Below are 17,789 nucleotides of genomic sequence, written 5' to 3' on the forward strand. Positions count from 1 at the left end.
TCAGGCCCCTTCGCGTTTGGCCGCTGCAAAACGAAGCAGCAGTCCCGATTTCACCAGCCCTGTGCCGAGCCACTTTGTCAGCAGGCCGCAAAGAACGGCTCCGCTCAGTATCCGCACAACCAAAGCGATGAGCAGCACGCTGGTATCCCACTTCGTATAGCCGAACATGTGGGCCGCGACATAGAACCAGATCGGCACGAGCGCCGCGCCGGCGCCCATCAGTACCCCGAGATTCCATTTCCGGTAGCGTGTCAGCGCAAAATATACCTCTGCGACGACCAGATAACAGGCCGCAGCCGCAAAGCAGGAGGCGATTCCGTAAGCCGAGCCCATAAAGGCCTGCACGACGCCGCCGATGCCGTATGTAATAAGCGCGGTCCCGGGTTTGCGGATAATATAAACCGCCAGCAGACCGTAGACCATGTATAAACCGGTTGTGGTGGAGGTGGCGATCGGCCCGCCGAGGCTGTTAAGCAGCTGGTTGACCTGAGACAAATACACCGTCATGACGGCATTTGCAGCCGCCAGCATCGCCATAAGGACGATATCCAGAGTTGTAAACCGGGCAAAAAATGATTGAGAAGATGGCTGATTGCTCAAAGATTGATTCATAATGCGCCTCCCGTTTTCCAATTGTTAACCACTGCGTATAATTTAGGTTAACAATCAAGAGGCGTCAAGACCTATTTTTTAAAATTCAAAGGAATTCGGAAATCTCCCCGTGGAAAAAGACAAGCCCGTCATACGGCTCATACGACGGACCAAAACCCGATTGTGGCTGCCAAACCGCAAATCGCAGCACTTAAACCCCAGCGCGAAAGCGTGATTTCATGCAGAAAAGTCCTTTGTTCATAGGCCCCGAAGCCTTTCACATCCATCGCCCCGGCAGTCTGCTGCACCCGGCGCACGGAGGCTGTGAACAGCCCGCCCGCCAAACGGCGCATCCGCGCAATCCGCTCCTTCAGCCCCTCCGGCGGACGGCCGCTCCGGATAGCCGAGGCTGCTGCAGCTACTCTTCCTTCCTGCTCAAGGAGAGGGATAAAGGCAAGCGCAACGGAAATGCCGAAGGCAAGCCGGTAAGGAACCCTAAACCAGCGGGCCAGCATATATATAAAATCCCTGGGCTCGGTTGTCTCAATATAGATCATCGAGGATAGAAACAGCACGCCCAGCCGCAAAGCAACGGTCAGGCCGTCCTCCACACCGCCTGAGGTTATCTCAACCGGACCGATTCCGGCGTATAATCTGCCCGAGGGAGACGCAAGCACCGTCAGCACAAACAGCGGCACGGCAAACAGGGCGATGACCGCCATTTTTGAAGCGGTATTCCTGAGCGGCATCCGCGCCAGCCAGAACGAGGCCGCCCACAGGAGGCCCAATAATACCGCCGAAGCCAGCGGCCGGCTGATGTGAACGGCAAGCGCAGCGGCGCAGAGCAGCATAATCAGCTTGCTGAGCGGGTCCGTCCGGGACAATAGGGAGCGTTCAGCGGCATTTCTTCTGTCTCCCGGTCCGCTCTGACCGGCAGCGTTCATCGGCAATTTTTCACCTGATTCCTGGTCCGGTGTCTTGTCCGGTGTCTTGTCCGGTGCCTGATGCAGCCCTCGGTGCGATGCCTGATTCTGATTCAGCTGAGTTAAATCCGAATCTGCAGCCCTCGTCATTTTTAATCAACCTCCCGTTCCCGTTCCCATTCCCTGCGAAGGAGGGAGAATATGAATAAATCTACAAACCGGTCCCCGTCCTTCTGATACTCCCGGAGCAGCCCTTCACGGCTGAAGCCCAGCTTCTGCAGAAGGGAGATGGAGGCGGTATTTTCCGGAAAAGTCAGGGCTTCAATCCGGTTCAGCCCCATCGTTTCAAAGCCAAACCTGAACATGGCCTCGAGCGCTTCAAACATATAGCCCTGCTGCCAGTATTCACGGCCGAGCTCATAGCCGATCTCCGCGCGGTACGTACCCGACAGCTGCCAGGTATTATATCCGCAGCTCCCGATCAGCCTCCCGGTTGATTTGACCTCAATGCCCCAGCGGAGGGTATCCTCCGTCTCGGCCAGCAGGTTGAGCCACCGGATCATTTCCTGCGTGTCTGCGGCATCCGCAAAAGGAGGCACGTTCATAAATTTGACGACCTCCGGATCGCTCCAGTATTTGTACAGCTGCTCCGCATCGGATTCTTCCAGCCGGCGCAGCACCAGCCGCGTACTCTCAAGCACCGGGATTTGTCCGTTACAGCGATACTCCATATCAGCGGCGCTCCTTTACTTAAGACTGCTATTGCAAATTCAAACATATACAGGGACGGCACGTCAAAGGGTGAAAATCTGATGACTGTAGAATGTCGCCAATCCTCTGCGGCTTTGTTACAATAGTTAAAAAGTCCAAGGCTTGGCAGCCCATGGACTGAAGAAAATTCCGGCGCCTTGAAGCCGCCGCTGATCCGCATCAAATTCCGCAACAAATTCCGATCTTTGTCTGCACCTGTACCTGAGTCTGCTCCTGCATCTGCTCCTGTAACTGCACCTATGTCTGTCCCAATATCTGTACCAATGTCTGTACCTAATGCTGCATCCGGCACCGCAAAGAACGGTCAAAATACGTGAAATAAAGTTCCTTATTTTGGGCATGAATATGTGATGAGCTTGTGAGAATAAAGGGGGATTGTTCTATGATTGCCGCCATCGCCGCCGTTTGCCTGATTGCCCTCTGGCTGTTAATCAGCGGAATTACCCGCTACGCGTTTCGTATGGTCACCCAAATGCGCCTGTACCGTTATCCCGACGAGAGCCTGCTTGACTACCTGCTCAGAACAGGCCTGTTTACCAAGGAAAAATATGATTCGATGGCGTCAAGAGAAGTCCAGACCACCTCTGCCGACGGCCTAATGCTGAACGCGCAGCTGTTCCATCCTTATCCAAATTCGGACAAATGGGTCATCATCGTCCACGGCTATACGATGTCTCTGCGCTCTTCTCTCGAATTCGGGGCTATGTTCGAAGAGAAAGGGTTCAACCTGCTGCTGATCGACCAGCGCAGACACGGAAAGAGCCAGGGCAAATACACCACCTACGGCTTCCGGGAAAAATATGATCTGCAGGCCTGGGTACACTGGCTGCACGCCCATTACGGGCCTGACATCCGAATCGGCCTGCACGGCCAGTCTCTTGGCGGAGGCACGGTTCTGGAATATCTGAGCATAGCCGACCCGGCTGTCAAATTCGCCGTAGTCGACTGTCCCTATTCCGATCTGCACAAGCTTATCCGCTACCAGGTGACCAAGATCGCCCGGCTGCCGGCCTTTCCTTTTATCCGCCTGCTGAACCGGAAGCTGCAGGCCAAAGCCGGATTCCGGCTTGAGCAGGTAAGTCCCATTCAATCCGTGCAGCAGTCCAGGCTGCCTGTGCTCTTCATCCACGGCACGAGCGACCGCTACGTTCCGCCGTCCATGAGCCAGGAGATGTATGAAGCCAAGCCGGGGCCCAAACGCCTTGTCCTGATTCAGGGAGCCACCCATGCTACCTCCTACCCGACCGATCCCAAACGCTACAAACAGGAGCTTCAGTCCTTTGCGGAGGAATGCCTTGAGGAGGATCGCCTGATGGCCGATAAAGCCGGGAAAGCGGAGAAGGCCGGTAAGGAGGCACTGGCCGAAACGGGAACCGGCGGAAAGCCTTGTGTGGCTGCAGTCCAGCAGGCCTGGCAGACCCGCACCCAGCTGGAAGGCTGAAGGAAGCCGGTGCGGTAAGCCCAGCGTCAGCCGGCCTGCCCGCTTCCGCAGCTGACAGCGGGCAGGCCGGAAGCTCAGGCAGCACAAGAACCTGCGGCCGTTAGATGCGCCGCAGGTCTTTTACCGCCCGATTCCCTGTCTGGGTCCGGACGTTGTGAATCTATTCTTTTCCGTATTCCATACTTTGCTCGAATCCCCTCAAGCAGTCAAACCAGCTTCCCCGTAAACTTCTATATGTATCCAAACGATTAATGTTCAAGACCAGTCCTGCGTTCCACCTTCATCTGTCTTTGGGCAAGGACGATATACTTATCCAGACGCTGACTCAGTTCCAAAACAATATCACTGGTGAATCCGCTGGTTGCCGAAACCTCAACGAGTTCTCTTCTCAGGCTTTCAATTATGCAGTTCAAATCCTCGCTGACCCGGCTCTTGTACCTATTCGGCTGAAATGCGGAATAAGGGGTCTGGGCAGTCATGATTCATCCCTCCCTTCCTAAATGGACTTGCCTCCTCCTAATTATAAACGCTTATGCCAAAAAATCACTTTTCCCGAGATAAAAAAAATATAAAGCACCCCGCACGGAGTGCTTTTGGTATTCCGAGCCCCGATTTCCGGGCCTTCCGGTTCTTCCAGGCCATCCGGTTCCCCCGGGCCTTCCTGCTTATTTTCCGATGTTTATTCCGCTCTGTTATTTCCCGCTGTTCAGGGCGGCTGTTTGCGATTCCTCGCCCTCAAGAACAGAGCTGCTGAGCTCAGCCAGCGCTGACTGGATTTCCTTCAGCTCCTCAATACCGGCTCCTGTAATAGAAAAAAGATCGTCATGTGGGGTCAAAAAGTTGTCTTCTACCAGCTTCTCCAGCTCCAGCTTCACTTCGCGCTCTCCAATCCGGTAGCCGCGGCGTTCCAGTGCCAAAAGGGTATCGTTAACTTTCAAATCCTCCTCTTTGGCATCGTGAAGCATTTGAATGCGAATGAACAAATTCTGAATATCAGCCCGCATGATCCGGCTCCTTTCCCTATGGCTTCATTATGACAACTATTACCCTCTGGAGTCAGTCAGGAAACATTCTCCTTTAAAGTCCGGACAGCGGCCGGGGATGATAGGACAGCACTTTTCCGCAAGGTTGACAGACCCTGCAAACCTGTATAGTGTTTACTATTACAGGTTACATTTCGAAAGTGAGGGATTGATGATGTTTCATGCTGCAGCTCCAGCCGGCGACCGCGGGCAGGTCTATGAATCTGCTTTAGGACAGCTTAAAGGCCTCATTTATGATGAGCCCAGCGTAATAGCCAATTTAGCCAACGCCTCCGCTCTGCTTAACTTTACCCTGCAGGATATTAACTGGGCGGGTTTTTATTTATATGACGGACAAGAGCTTGTACTCGGCCCTTTCCAGGGGCTTCCCGCCTGCATCCGCATCCCGCTTGGACGCGGGGTCTGCGGAACCTCCGCACAGAACCGCGAAACGGTTGTAGTGGAGGATGTGAACCTGTTCCCGGGCCACATCGCCTGCGACGCGGCGTCCAACAGTGAGATTGTGGTGCCGATTGTGCAGGACGGCAGACTGATTGGCGTGCTGGATATCGACAGTCCGCTGAAAGGCCGGTTTGACGAAACGGACAAACACTTCCTTGAAGCCTTTGTACAGGTGCTGGTCGAGCACGTTAAGTTTGATTGAGTAAAAAGAATACCCGCTCCGGCGTTTGCCGGGGCGGGATTTTTTGTGCCAAGGGCTCCTATTCGCTTTCTTTAATAATGGCTCTTCCTTCCACATGCCGTTTGCCGAACTGCTTCTTCAGCTTGCGGTGCTCCTTGGATTCAAAGACGATATCCAGGTCATAATCTTCCCCGGGGTACAGCTCACTCCGGCTGATATAGGGCTTCAGGCGTTTATGGCTGATTGTCATCTTCTGCTTCTGCACCTGAACGCCGAGCATCCCCCGGCTGTCCTCCAAAGCGCAGATAATGCCCACTCTGTTCAGCGAGGTCACCCATACGGCATCTCCCACCTGAAATGGGAGTCTGCCCTGCTTCTCCTCCACCGGGGCTTCATCCCCTGAACCGGCTGCGGCCGGAACTTCTTCCTGGGCTTCCGGCGGACTGCCTGCCTCTGACCCAAAATGGCTCCCGTCAGTCCGGTCAGACACCATTTCTTCATCCCGAAGCTTCTCTCCGGGGACAACCGCCTGCCCGCTTCCATCCGCAGCCGGCCGCTGCATCAGCTCGCGCGACCGCCGGACGACTCCTTCGCTCATGCCGAGCCGCCGGGCGATTTCAAGCGCGTAGCTCTGTCCTGCTTCACCGAGGGTGAGCCGGTACAGCGGCTTCAGAGACACCGGATCAAATTCCATCCGGGCGTTGCGGAACCCCGGCGTTCTCGCCGCAAACTCCTTCAGGCCGTTAAAATGGGTGGTCACCGCGATAACCGCCCCCTTGGCCCCAAGCTCCTCCAGAATGGCGATGGATAATGCCATGCCCTCCGCCGGATCGGTCCCTGCCGCCAGCTCATCAATCAGCATAAGACTTGCGCTGTCGGCTGTCTCCAGCATCTGCGCCAGGCTGGCAATCTGCGCGGAGAAGGTGCTTAGAGACTGCTCCAGGCTCTGTCCGTCGCCGATGACGGCTCTGATGTTCCGGAATACCGCAAGACAAGAGCCCTCCTCCACCGGTACAAGCAGCCCGGACTGGGCCATTAAAGTCAGAAGGCCTATCGTCTTCAGCACGACCGTTTTCCCGCCGGTGTTGGGCCCTGTAATGATCATCCCTTTGGCTGAGCCTCCAAGTGTGACATCAAGCGGCACCATGGACTGCAGCAGCTTGGGGTGTCTCCCTCCTGTGATGCGAATCATGCCCTCCCGGTTGAGCGGAACGTTCCGCCCGCCGATGGCCGCGCCGTATTTTCCCTTGGCAAAAATAAAATCATACATCCCCGTAATCTCGATGTTCTGCTTGAGCTGTGCTGCCGAGGATTCCAGAAGCGCCGACAGCATCGCCAGAATTTTCGCCTCCTCTTTGGCTTCTTCACCGGCCAGCATATTAAGCTCAAACTGCATGGATGAAATTTCATCGGGCTCGACGAAGACGGTCTGCCCGCTCGTGGATTGATCCAGCACCGTCCCTTTGACCTGCCGGTAATATTCTTTCTTCACCGGAATCACATAGCGTCCGTCGCGGGTGCTGACGAGGTGCTCCTGCAGAATGGAGCTGTACTTGGACAGAACAGTCTGCATCCGTTTCTGTATACGTTCCTTCAGCGTATCCATCTTGCGGCGGACCTTCTCCAGCTCTCTGCTGGCGCTGCTCTCAATCCGGCCATGGCGGATACAGCGGCTGATCTCGCTTTGAAGCTGCTGCTCTTCATATAAAGACAGCGCGTAGGAAGCGATGACTGGCGCGAGCTCATTTTTGCCTGCCATGTACTTCTTCAGCTGGCCGCAGCTGTGCAGAAACTGGCTGACTGCAGTGAAATCCTGCTCGCCGAACAAATAGCCGCTGCCGAGCAGGGAGACGACAAATTCAATCCCTTCAAGCGAAGGAAGCGGGACGCTTGCTCCTTTCATAAGAATGGCCGCCGCTTCTGCCGTCTCAGCCAGCCTGCGCCCGGCGTTCTCCAGCTGCGTCTCCGGAGCAAGCGCGGCCGCTCTCCGGCGTCCTTCATAAGAAACCGCGTACCGCGCCACTTCCTGCACTACCTCTTCGTAACCAAGTGTCTGCAGCGTTTGCTGATCCATGTGCCGTAATCCTCCTTTAATGTTCGACAAATAAAAAAAGGGCAGAGAATGAACGAATTCATTCCCTGCCCCTTTAAACCTCAAGCTTATGAATGGGGTACAGCCCTGCACCTAAATCCAGCCCTGCAAAAAGACAAAAAAACCGTGCTGCAAAGACAGCACGGTTTGCCGGATGGATTCCCCAATGATCATAAGCCGCTAATAGGCGACAATGATGCTCCGTGTGTTCTTAACTAATTTCAGGATGAATTCGGGCATAGGAAAGCCAGGCTTCCTTCATCGAACTCATCGTTATGAAATTGCTTAGTTAAGAACGTTCACCGTCATCAAAATCTCTCCCATTCAGTAGGTTACCGTAACTGTACCAATTCCTCCCTGCAGCGTCAATAGGCGGAAACCTGTATAGCCATTTATTCCAATTCTTTTCCATTCCCAGAAGTTAACAGGCGCTGCAGCCTGTTTTCAGCGAATAAAGCTGATCTTCTGCCCTTTTACGTATGATTTGAACGTTTAATGACGCTAACGCTCATTTTATTGTCATTCCCATTTGAAGTATGATAGATGTATTGTTTTTTTATTCTTTTTGGAAAGGCAGGTTACCCAAGTGTTATTACAAAACCGTCTCTTCAAGATGCTCAGCGGCCTGAAAGTGTTCTGGATATTCTCCCTGATCATGATTGTGAAGAGTTATTTAGCATGGACGGCTGTCTTTGACGGAATCCCTCCGTTGTCCCCGATCCTGAAGGAGGTTCCCTTCGTCTGGATCACGTTCTGTCTGGTTGAATACTTTGCCTCCAAACGCAAAATGTTATATTACCTGATCGTCAATCTTCTGCTTACAGGGCTATTCTTTGCGGTCATTATTTATCACAAATACTACGGGGTCATTGTAACCTATCATGCGCTGCAGCAGGTGAATCAGGTCACCGCCGTCAGCAACAGCGTGTTCTCCCTGCTTGCCCCGTATTATCTGCTGATCTTCCTTGATATTGTAGTGATCGGCATTTATCTGATCTACCGGCTTCGTGTCCGCAAGCGGCTGGGCATCAGAGCGCAGGCGCCGCGGCGCACAAACAGAGCGCTGGTATCCGCAGTTATCGTGCTTTCTCTGGCGCTGTGCCTCGTCAACACCTGGCCAAACCGGGCGAGCATGAACGAGATCAGAAAAGCGGAAGCGATGGGCATTCTGAATTACGAAGCCTACACGCTCTTGTCCAGCAAGAAAGAGAACTTAGTGGACAGCAACCAAATCACCCAGGACACCATTGATAAGCTGAAAGGCGTCTCGGGCCTAGAGAACCCCGTCTACTTTGGCAAAGCCAAAGGCAAGAACCTGATCATCATTCAAATGGAATCGCTGCAAAATTTCCTCATCAATCTAAAGATTGACGGACAGGAAATTACGCCGAACCTGAACAAGCTGGCGAGTGAAAGTCTTTATTTTCCAAACTTCTACCAAATGGTAGGCCAGGGGAACACTTCGGATGCGGAGTTTGTAGTGAACACCTCCTTCTATATTCCGCCGAATGAGGCGGCAACGCAGAATTATCCGGACAAACAGCTGCCCAGCCTGCCGAAGCTGCTCCAGGCGAATAACTACGATACCGCAACGTTCCATACGAATATCGTAGAGTTCTGGAACCGCGGCGAGCTGTACAAAGCGCTGGGCTGGAACCGCTACTATGACCAGGAATTCTATGGCACTGACAACACTGTATTTTTCGGGCCGGTAGATGAAGTTCTGTATAAAAAGACTTTGCCTGAACTGCAAAAAATGGATGCGGCTGACCAGCCGTTCTATGCCCAAGTCATTTCCATGACGGCGCATCATCCTTTTACCATTCCGCATGAGCTGGATAAAATCCAGCTGCCGGAGCGCTACCAGGACACCATGGTCGGCGACTATATCCGTTCGCAGAACTATGCCGACTGGGCGCTGGGGCAGTTCATCCAGGAGCTCAAGGATACCGGCATCTGGGATAACAGTGTCATTATGCTGTACGGCGACCATCAGGGGCTGCCGAAATACTCTCTGACCAATGCCGAGATGGACCTGATGGAGGAAATTTACGGCCACCCTTACGGCAACCTGGATATGATCAACATTCCACTGATCGTTTCCGTTCCAGGAGTGGAGCCGCAGGTCATCGACCATGTCGGCGGCGAAGTGGACATTTTGCCTACAGCAGCCAATCTGCTGGGCGTGTCCCTGGACAATCAGATTCATTTTGGCGAAGACATCCTGAATCAGTCCTATAATCTCCTGCCGGAGCGCTATTACCTGCCGTCAGGCTCATTCCTGAACAACAAGGCGCTGTTCGTACCGGGCGTCTGGTACAGTGACGGCGAAGAAACGCCGCTGGCAAAGGACAGCGCTGCGCAGGCGCTGACGAGCGAAGACGAGTACGAACGGGCGCTGAAGCTGCTGCAGCTGTCAGACAGCTATGTGAAGCAGCTGCCGGACCGTACGGACAAGTAAGCTGCACTTCTCTTCACTTTTGCACTTATCAATTATCCGCTCATCATGTATCTGCTTATCATGTATCTGCTCATCATGGGAACGTTCGAATGCTGCGAAGGCGGCAGCCGGACGTTCTTCTTTTTATATGAATGGATGGAGCGGCTGCCAATTTTACACTTATTAAACTTAAACGTTGACTATCTATATTTATTGTCATAAAATCGTTCATTATCACTTCAAGAGCAAGATCTAACAGGATAAAGAACAAGAATAAGGAGCCAAACATTTTGACTAATTCAGCTTACCGTGTGTTGTTATATTATAAATTCGTCCGGATCGAGGATCCTGCGGCCTTTACCGCCGAGCATCTGCAGTACTGCAAAGACCTTGGCCTCAAAGGGCGCATCCTGATTGCCGCGGAAGGCATTAACGGGACTGTGTCCGGCACCTGGGAACAGACCGAGCAGTATATGAATGACCTGCGCAGCAACCCGCTGTTCGCAGATATTGTTATTAAAATCGACGAAGCCGAGGGCCATGCCTTCAAAAAAATGTTCGTCCGCCACAAGCAGGAGCTTGTCACCTTCCGCTACGAGAAGCCGCTTGATCCGAATACGAAGTTTGGCAACCGCCTTTCTCCGAAAGAATTTTACGAGCAGCTGCAGCAGGAAGACGTAGTCGTCATCGACGGGCGCAACGATTATGAATATGAAATCGGCCATTTCCGCGGGGCAATCCGCCCGGATGTGGAGTCCTTCCGCGAATTTCCGGATTGGATCAGAGCCAACATGAGCCAGTTCAAGGACAAGAAGGTGCTGACCTACTGCACCGGCGGCATCCGCTGTGAGAAGCTGACCGGCTTCCTGATTGACGAGGGCTTCCAGGATGTCAACCAGCTTGAAGGCGGCATTGTCACCTACGGCAAGGATTCTGAGGTGCAGGGCCGTTTGTTTGATGGAAAATGTTATGTCTTCGACGAGCGGATCTCCGTGCCGATTAACCGGACGGAAGAGGACGTCGTGATCGCCGAGTGCTACCACTGCGGCAAGACGCATGACCGCTATATCAACTGCCCGACCTGCAACCTGCAGCATGTCTGCTGCGAGGAATGCGAAGAGACGCATCACAACTTCTGCTCTTCCGAATGCCGGGAGCATGCGCCTGCAGATTACATTTATGAGAAGACGGGGGTTTCTCTTTGAACATGATGAAAGAACTGCCGACTCGCGAGCATCTGCTCCATCTGCTGAAGACCCGCGGGCCCTTAACGGCTAAGGAAATGTCGGCCGAGCTTCGCATTACCGAAATGGCGGTGCGCCGCCACCTCGGAACGCTTGAGCGCGACGGGCTCATCGAGCCGCGCCTCCAGCGGCAGACGATGGGCCGTCCTACGTCCGTTTATGCGCTGACGGAGGAAGCGGAGAGCTTGTTCCCAAAGACGTATCATAAAGTAGCTTTGGATCTGCTCGGCGAGCTCGCTGAAGAGGCCGGACCTGACATGGTGAACCGCCTGTTCGAGCGCCGCAAGCTGAAGCTGATGCGCAGCTATGAGCCGAGAATGGCCGGCGAGGACCTTCGCGGCAAGGTCCGGCTGCTCGCCGAAATGCAGAATGACGGCGGCTATATGGCGGAATGCGAGGAAATGGATAACGGACAGTTTATTCTGAAAGAATATAATTGTCCAATTTATCAGGTTGCGAATACCTACAATCAGGCCTGCAGCTGTGAGCTGGAGCTGTTTCAGTCCCTGCTCGGGACGGACGTGCAGCGGACCGAATGCCTGGCCAAGGGCGGCAGCTGCTGCACGTATGTCATCTCGCAGGAGGCCCCTGCGGATTCGGCGGAAGCAGGAAGTACCGGGGATGCCGGGATTGCTGGAGGCAGCGGGAAGCAGGGGTAAGACCGAGCTGCCGCGGCGATCAGAAGCAGCGGTAAACCCCGGCTGCGGCGGCCGGAAACAGGAGTAAGACCGAGCTGCGGCTGCACCGATCAGAAGCAGCTTCATGACGGAGCCCGGCCGCGGCCGGGCCCGGAGCTGCCCGTGAAACCCCAACTTATGATACATATTTGTTGACTAAGTTGGAAAACTTTTTTACAATGGCAGATGTAAGTAAGTTTGAACCCACTTTTAAGGAGGAATTTTAATCATGGCTCATCAATTGCCAGCATTGCCTTACCCAGCTAACGCTCTGGAACCTCATATCGACGAAACGACTATGAACATTCACCACGACCGTCACCATAATACATATGTGACTAACCTGAACGCTGCTTTGGAGAGCGCTCCTGAGCTGCAGGACAAATCCGTTGAAGAGCTGATTGCTAACCTGGACGCTGTTCCTGAAAGCATCCGCACAGCTGTCCGCAACAACGGCGGCGGCCATGCGAACCACTCCCTGTTCTGGGAAGTGATCGGACCAAACGCCGGCGGCGCTCCTAAAGGCAACGTTGCTGCTGCGATCGACAGCGAGCTTGGCGGCTTCGACAAGTTCAAAGAAGATTTCACTAAAGCAGCTACTACACGCTTCGGCAGCGGCTGGGCCTGGTTGTCCGTGAAAGACGGCAAACTGGTGGTTTCCAGCACACCTAACCAAGACAGCCCAATCATGGAAGGTGCTACACCAATCCTTGGTCTGGACGTTTGGGAGCATGCTTACTACCTGAACTACCAAAACAAACGCCCTGACTACATCGGAGCTTTCTGGAACGTAGTGAACTGGGACGAAGTTGAGAAGCGCTACAACGCTGCGAAGTAATTAAAGAGCCCTGCAGGCTGCGGCTGAATAAGCCGTAGACCGGGTATAGTAAAAACTCCTCTTCCGGATTTCGGGAGAGGAGTTTTTTTGCGTTATTTTACAGGAAACCATTCTAGTTAGAAACGGGACTGCTCTGAGGGGAAACTGCCCGGTGGATGGCGTCCAGCAGGGTGCGGCCAGGGTCGCATTTATATTCCCAGAACATGATTCCGCCCAGCCCCTGCTCCTTGATGTATTCACATTTGCAGGTGATCGACTGCTCATCGTCATAGGTGATGAACGTGCTCCCATTGAACAGATACGGCGCTTTGGCTTCATCGTCCCAGTAACGGAGGTAGCCATTTTTGCCGATGTATTCAGCCTCCAGCTCACCGTAATCCGGTCCGTAGCCGCCGAAGCTCCCGGTCATCTGGCAGAGGCCGTGGTTGTTGTCCGGAACGTCCTTCCACATCCGGGAGTAAAAAGCCGCGCCCAGCAGCAGCTTCTCCTTCGGCACGCCTGCCCGGATAAACATCTGGGCGGAAGCGTGGGCGCTGATCCGGAACAGGTCTCCGGTGGCGGTATATAAATTGGTATGATGCCCGGTCAGCGTCTGAAAGCCGCCGCGCATGTCGTAGGTCATCAGCTGAACATAATCCAGGTACCGCGCAGCCTGATCCATTTCCGTGCCGTCCAGGTAATACTGGTCCGCTCCGGCGGCGATGGTCAGGAGGTAATGGCTTCCGTCCTTCCGCCCTTGTTCGTCCAGCCCTTCACGGATTGCTGCAAGCAGCAGCGTGAAGTTTGTCTTGTCCGCAGGACTCGACGCGATGCCGGCTTCCGGGTAGCAGGGATACTCCCAGTCCAGGTCAATGCCGTCGATGGCATAGTTCTCCACGACTTTGACGGCCGATTTCGCCATCCGGCTTCTGCCTTCAGACGTGGAAGCCGCCTCCGAGAAGCCCCCGGCGCTCCAGCCGCCGACGGACAGAAGGATGGTTAAGTCCGGATTCATCTTTTTCAGGTCCGGCAGCTGCTCAAGGCTGATCAGATGTGCGGTCTGGATCTCATCGTCCTTGACGTGTCCGAAGGCGATATTCAAATGCGTCAGCTTCAGGGCATCCTCCCGGCTAAGGGATGAAATATCCCGGTCGCCGACGTAGCCGACAACACGGCAAGGGGGGATGCCTGGCTGTGGTTGTAGCGGGTTGTTTTCCTGTTCCATGATTCTGTCTCCCTCTCTTTCCGCTTAGTTGGATTGCGGTTGGATGCCTGTAAGCACTCCTAGCGCTTCTTTCCCGCTGCCCGGCTTATAGCCGGATTCCCGGTAACGGATGCGGCATTCGCCGTCCAGCACAAATAGATGCGGATAACCAGCGCTGCCGAGCGGGACTGCTGCTGCAAAAGCCTGCAGGGCTGAGCCATCTTGGTCAAGCACAAAGGCTGCAGTTGACGGCAGGTCCGGGTAAGAGGAAGCATTCAAGCTGCTGCCCTCCCCGGCCGCATCCGGCTCTCCTATCACAAAAATCACCGGTGCCCCGCAAAGCTCAAAAGCTTCCGCCAGCTCCGAGGTTTCCCGCAGCAGATGTTTGGTCGGCTCCCGCTCTGGTTCCAGGAAAGCAACCAGTGCGCCTCTGGTCTGGCTAGTATTTGTGCTGCTGCTGATACCCGTGCTTGTGCTGGTGCCGTTATGGCTTAGGCCGCTGACCGCTTCAGCAAGCGTAAATGTGCTGCCGTCTGCTCCTTCAAACCGCGTCTGCGGCTCCGCCTGTCCCAGCACCGGAATCTCTTGGTCCGGCTGCTGGAACGTAATCGGCACGGCCGTCTCCCGGCCCGGCAGAACCTCAAAATAAGCGAACCGGCCAAGCACGGTGCCGTCTTTGAGCCGGATGCCGGTGGTCATCCGGTATTGGCCGGCCTCTGCTTCCAGCGGGCCGTCGTAGAAATCCTTTTTCGCGTGGGGGTAGACCAGGGTTTTGTAGCTCCCGTTCTCCAGCCTGGCAAGGGTGAAGTTCTCCCCGTAAGAGGGTTCCGGCGCAGTTGAATTTGAGGGTTCCGGCGCAGCTGATTTTGGGGGTTCCGGCGCAGCATTCTGCCCGCCTTGAGAATCTCTGTCCACAATCCCGTCCGCATACTGAAGAAACCGGATGCTCCCCGCTCCGTCGATCCCGGCCGGCTGCTGGCTGGTCCGCGGATGTCCGTCAAACTCCACGTTATGCCAGCCGTTCTCATCTTTGAACTGCGGGTACAGCTCGCTTGGATGAAGTCTGGCCGGAATGCCGAGACTGCGGCAGACCGCCACAAAGCAAAGATCAACGGAGACAGAGTCCCCCTTCTTCAGCGCAAAGGTGCCGGAAGGGGCCGCTTTGCCGCGCAGGTGGGTCAGTTCGTCCCGGATTTCCCATTCGCGGTTCAGCCGCTCGGCCAGGGCGAAAGGATTTTTGCGGAAGGCGGCAGTCTCCTCATCGGTAAAAGCGCTGCGAATCGCCTTGCGGTAAGGCATCAGCATCTCAAACAGCACCCTTGGCCGCAGAATATACCGGATAAAGCTTTCCTCTTCCTCTGCGTCAGCGTCTGCGTCAGCGTCTGCTTCTGCCTCCCCGCTCAGAACAAGCAAAGCTCCCTCCAAATGATCCTTCAGCACCTCCCGCCCGGTGTCGGTCAGATCCTTGTCATTCAGCGCCTCCAGCAGATTCAGCGGCCATACGCCGTGCTCAAGAGAATATTCCTCCAGAAACAGGGCGATCTCGCGGCTGTTCCCGCGGGCTTTCTGCAGCACGCTCCATACGCGGTCCTCCGGCAGCTTCAGCCCCCGGGCAAGCTCCGCCGCGTCGGCTTCGCTCATAAAGCCGGCCTCATAAGCGGCCCGGAAGGCGGCCCCTTCAGCCACCCGCTCCTCGTGGCGCCTCTTCGCTTCCCCGGTCAGCGGTTCCCGCTCGGGGTCCGGGATTTCCGGAGGCGGCACCAGGGTGAAGTCCTCCGACCCCAGCGGCTGGCCTGTCTGATCCAGCACGACTTCTAACCGGCTGGCCCCCTCAGCTGTTAACTGAATCTGCCCCCAAGCCTCCTCATGGACAGCGCGGACAAGGAGCTCGCCAAAGCCTGTCTTGAAGCTGGCTTCCCCCTGTCCGTCTGTCTTCAGCTGGGCAAGGGGAAAGAGCTCCGCATAATTATAGAGCTGGAACTGCACCTCGGCGCCCGTAACCGCTGCACCTGCAGCATCCTTGACGCAGACCGTGATGATCCGGGTAGGCGCATAATTATCGAGCAGATTTATTTCCGTATGCCACTGGTCGGAATAGGTAATAGCCTCCGGCCCTCCATACTGGGCGGGCACGCGGGAATGCACCAGCATGGCCCGCCGCGCCGGGCCGCTGAACCAGCCCTGATCCAGCCGCGCTTCCGGCTCACAGGCGCCGATGTAGTGCCATGTGCCGTCCGCCCAGGCCTCGACCCAGGCGTGGTTGTCGTCACAGTGCGCCCACCTTGGGGTGTAGCACTGCCGGGCCGGAATGCCGATGCTGCGCAGAGCGGCGACAGCCAGCGTGGACTCTTCGCCGCAGCGTCCCCTTGCATTGCGGATCATGCCGAGCGGCGAGAGCGTTCTGGCGTCGCTGCCGGTGTAGGTCGCTTTTTCATAACACCAGTAATTAGTCTCAAGAATCGCCTCCTCCATCGGCAGTCCCTGAACACGGGGAGCGAGCTCCTCGTAAATCACTCCGCGGTAGTCCTCGATATTCTCATTGTTCACCCGGTAAGGCAGCACAAAATGCAGAAAGACAGAATCCGGAATCCGGCTGCCCCAACCGGTCTGCTGCCGGGCCGCAAGGGCGTGGCGGACATGAGAGAGGAACAAAGCACCGTCATAATCGGCCATATCGTTAAGCGGCATGTAGGCATACAGAAACCGAAGCGCAAAACGCTCTTCGGGCGTAAGCGGCTCATCAAAAATGCCAAACAGCTCCTGCCTGCGCGCGGCGCCGATTTCAAGCTTTTCCTTAAACCGCTGCTCCATGTTCTCCAGCTCCTGTTCACTCAGCGCAAACACCGGGGTTTGCAATTCCATGCGGCTCACTCCCTCCACAATTTTCCGTCCTCACGAATATAAAAAGTCCCCGTTCCATCCGCCGACGGCGCGGAAATCTGGAACAAACGGCTTGTGAGCTCAATGCGCGGCTGAATCCGCTGAACCTCCTCCAGAAAACCGTCTGCAAGCAGGGCTAGATCACCTGAAAAAGCTCCCGTCTCCGCAAACACGCTGCGCTGGCGGTAATAAAGGCGTCTCAAATTCCACTTGATGGATTCATCCTCGGGAATTTCAAACGGCCCGGGGCCTTCCTGCTCCGCCGTGAACACGACGTACCCCCACAGCTCCGGATAGTGCATGTTGATCAGCCCCTGCGGCGACCAGACCCAGTTATCCTCCGGATACGGCCTGCCGGTATCGGGATTGAGCACTTTTTCATACCGGCCGTCCCGGACCTCCGTCCTCCACTCCACCCGCGAGAAGTTCACACGCCAGTGCTGCCCGGGTTCCGGCGGTGCCGGGGCTTGTTCTCCCGCACACTCCTTCAATGCAGACCACGGCATGGCGACCTCCACGCTCCACATCCGGTTTGCCGCGCCCGGGTTGTTCAATTCCCCGTCAATATAGACGGCGGTCTGCAGCCCTTGAATATCCCAGCCGTTGACCGGCGGCCCCCCGTCCCGGTAGGGCTTGACGAGCAGCAGATCCCAAACCGTATTCAGCGCGTTGATCTCGAACTCGTAATACTGATGGCTGTCGCCGTCCGGATCAATGAAGATTTCAAAGTCGTTATCGTAAAAAATAACCGAATCCCGCTCCGTCAGCGTCGCCCAGATCTGATCCTCCATCAGCTCGGCCCCAAAGTAAAAATATTCCTCGTCCCACAGCATCTTGACCCGGGTGCGCTTGGCCGGCTTCGGGCGGAGATCGCCTTCAATATCTACAAAATCGTCCGTCCACTCGGCCTGCTCCCAAAAAGGCTTATCCAGCCGCCCGTCCAGCGCAGGCTTCCCGGCCGCTCTGCGGCACAGGTAATGCTTGGGTGCAAACGTCAAATTGGGCTCCGGCACTCCGCTTAAGTGCATCTGCTCTCCTCCCTTC

Annotated in this window: 16 protein-coding genes; 7 read left to right on the forward strand and 9 right to left on the reverse strand. The window is 55.4% G+C overall.

Annotation, left to right across the window (positions count from 1 at the left end):
- The 3 genes from FCN15_RS10445 to FCN15_RS10455 all read right to left on the reverse strand — a co-directional run bounded on the left by FCN15_RS10445 (position 1) and on the right by FCN15_RS10455 (position 2,245).
- A complete protein-coding gene (locus FCN15_RS10445) occupies positions 1-612 on the reverse strand; it encodes an ECF transporter S component (RefSeq protein WP_138494956.1) in 612 nt (203 codons plus the stop codon).
- Positions 613-749: 137 nt separating this feature from the next.
- On the reverse strand, positions 750-1,664 hold the full coding sequence (locus FCN15_RS10450; protein ID WP_138494957.1) for an energy-coupling factor transporter transmembrane component T family protein: 915 nt from the start codon (positions 1,662-1,664) through the stop codon (positions 750-752).
- Between the two features lie 2 nt (positions 1,665-1,666).
- Positions 1,667-2,245 carry a GNAT family N-acetyltransferase gene (locus FCN15_RS10455; RefSeq protein WP_138494958.1) on the reverse strand — a complete coding sequence of 193 codons (579 nt, stop codon included), beginning with the start codon at positions 2,243-2,245 and terminating at the stop codon, positions 1,667-1,669.
- Between the two features lie 422 nt (positions 2,246-2,667).
- On the opposite strand from FCN15_RS10455, the gene FCN15_RS10460 reads away from it, so the two are divergent.
- Complete coding sequence (locus tag FCN15_RS10460) at positions 2,668-3,726, forward strand: alpha/beta hydrolase (protein WP_138494959.1); 1,059 nt, start codon at positions 2,668-2,670, stop codon at positions 3,724-3,726.
- Positions 3,727-3,974: 248 nt separating this feature from the next.
- Here the strand turns inward: FCN15_RS10460 and FCN15_RS10465 are convergent, their stop codons facing one another.
- Entirely contained in the window at positions 3,975-4,205 is a 231-nt protein-coding gene (locus tag FCN15_RS10465) for an aspartyl-phosphate phosphatase Spo0E family protein (protein ID WP_138494960.1), read from the reverse strand.
- A 213-nt stretch (positions 4,206-4,418) separates the two neighbouring features.
- A complete protein-coding gene (locus FCN15_RS10470) occupies positions 4,419-4,730 on the reverse strand; it encodes a hypothetical protein (protein ID WP_138494961.1) in 312 nt (103 codons plus the stop codon).
- Positions 4,731-4,923: 193 nt separating this feature from the next.
- On the opposite strand from FCN15_RS10470, the gene FCN15_RS10475 reads away from it, so the two are divergent.
- Positions 4,924-5,412, forward strand: coding sequence for a GAF domain-containing protein (locus FCN15_RS10475; protein WP_138495052.1), 489 nt, complete (start codon positions 4,924-4,926; stop codon positions 5,410-5,412).
- A gap of 58 nt (positions 5,413-5,470) precedes the next feature.
- On the opposite strand, the gene FCN15_RS10480 is transcribed toward FCN15_RS10475, so the two are convergent.
- Positions 5,471-7,465 (reverse strand): endonuclease MutS2, encoded by a 1,995-nt coding sequence (locus tag FCN15_RS10480; protein ID WP_138494962.1) that lies wholly within the window; start codon positions 7,463-7,465, stop codon positions 5,471-5,473.
- Between the two features lie 48 nt (positions 7,466-7,513).
- On the opposite strand from FCN15_RS10480, the gene FCN15_RS10485 reads away from it, so the two are divergent.
- The 5 genes from FCN15_RS10485 to FCN15_RS10505 all read left to right on the forward strand — a co-directional run bounded on the left by FCN15_RS10485 (position 7,514) and on the right by FCN15_RS10505 (position 12,682).
- Positions 7,514-7,702, forward strand: a complete 189-nt coding sequence (locus tag FCN15_RS10485; RefSeq protein WP_138494963.1) for a hypothetical protein — start codon at positions 7,514-7,516, stop codon at positions 7,700-7,702.
- 394 nt (positions 7,703-8,096) lie between these two features.
- Positions 8,097-9,944 carry an LTA synthase family protein gene (locus FCN15_RS10490; protein WP_138495053.1) on the forward strand — a complete coding sequence of 616 codons (1,848 nt, stop codon included), beginning with the start codon at positions 8,097-8,099 and terminating at the stop codon, positions 9,942-9,944.
- A 269-nt stretch (positions 9,945-10,213) separates the two neighbouring features.
- Positions 10,214-11,128 (forward strand): oxygen-dependent tRNA uridine(34) hydroxylase TrhO, encoded by a 915-nt coding sequence (gene trhO, locus FCN15_RS10495; protein ID WP_138494964.1) that lies wholly within the window; start codon positions 10,214-10,216, stop codon positions 11,126-11,128.
- A gap of 2 nt (positions 11,129-11,130) precedes the next feature.
- On the forward strand, positions 11,131-11,826 hold the full coding sequence (locus FCN15_RS10500) for a helix-turn-helix transcriptional regulator (protein ID WP_338044372.1): 696 nt from the start codon (positions 11,131-11,133) through the stop codon (positions 11,824-11,826).
- 247 nt (positions 11,827-12,073) lie between these two features.
- Positions 12,074-12,682: a superoxide dismutase gene (locus FCN15_RS10505; protein WP_138494965.1), complete on the forward strand. Its 609-nt coding sequence runs from the start codon at positions 12,074-12,076 to the stop codon at positions 12,680-12,682.
- Between the two features lie 112 nt (positions 12,683-12,794).
- Here FCN15_RS10505 and FCN15_RS10510 read toward each other — a convergent pair whose 3' ends face one another.
- The 3 genes from FCN15_RS10510 to FCN15_RS10520 are packed head-to-tail and all read right to left on the reverse strand — an operon-like array spanning position 12,795 to position 17,773.
- Positions 12,795-13,886, reverse strand: coding sequence for a glycoside hydrolase family 18 protein (locus FCN15_RS10510; RefSeq protein WP_138494966.1), 1,092 nt, complete (start codon positions 13,884-13,886; stop codon positions 12,795-12,797).
- A gap of 24 nt (positions 13,887-13,910) precedes the next feature.
- Positions 13,911-16,727 (reverse strand): transglutaminase domain-containing protein, encoded by a 2,817-nt coding sequence (locus FCN15_RS10515; RefSeq protein ID WP_138494967.1) that lies wholly within the window; start codon positions 16,725-16,727, stop codon positions 13,911-13,913.
- Between the two features lie 5 nt (positions 16,728-16,732).
- Entirely contained in the window at positions 16,733-17,773 is a 1,041-nt protein-coding gene (locus tag FCN15_RS10520; protein ID WP_138494968.1) for a carbohydrate-binding family 9-like protein, read from the reverse strand.
- Positions 17,774-17,789 lie beyond the last annotated feature (16 nt).

It is taken from the genome of Paenibacillus pinistramenti, from assembly GCF_005869875.1.
Taxonomy (GTDB): domain Bacteria; phylum Bacillota; class Bacilli; order Paenibacillales; family Paenibacillaceae; genus Fontibacillus; species Fontibacillus pinistramenti.